The organism is Parapedobacter lycopersici (assembly GCF_024643285.1).
GTDB classification, from domain to species: Bacteria; Bacteroidota; Bacteroidia; order Sphingobacteriales; family Sphingobacteriaceae; genus Parapedobacter; species Parapedobacter lycopersici.
The window spans coordinates 1-393 of sequence record NZ_JAMSLW010000020.1 but is presented as its reverse complement, the minus strand read 5'-3'; the positions used below and the strand labels follow the sequence as shown (position 1 = coordinate 393).

Sequence of the window (393 nt, the reverse complement as noted above, 5' to 3'; positions counted from 1 at the left end):
GCTGCTTAATTAATCGATAACACACGGGTTTAATTCAGCAATAATCAGCACACACACAAACCACACTCATATGGGTGGTTTTTATTGTGGACTAATTAAGGTAGGTGACTCGCCGGCGGCGAGTGTTCGGTTGCTTCGTGACTTCACTTGCCGCACTTGCAGTCGGTGCAGGAGCAGCTGGTGCCGCACTTGCAGCCGCCGTTCTCCTCGCCGGCGGCGACCTCCTCGAAGTGGCTCTTCTCGGCTTCAACTATGACGACGCCATAGCTGGTACCTTTCTTCACGCACTGGCTCTTGTCAGCACAGTCGCAGTTGCCGCACTTGTCCGACATGGTCGAAGATTTAATTAGCTAAGTGAGTGATGAGTTAATCCCTTGTGTTGCTTATGCTTTC

General features: G+C 51.4%; 1 protein-coding gene. It reads right to left on the bottom strand.

Translation table 11 applies throughout. The features are described from left to right. Positions 1 to 143: 143 nt before the first annotated feature. Positions 144 to 332, bottom strand: coding sequence for a hypothetical protein (locus tag NEV57_RS15895; protein ID WP_199603785.1), 189 nt, complete (start codon positions 330 to 332; stop codon positions 144 to 146). Between the last annotated feature and the right edge of the window lie 61 nt (positions 333 to 393).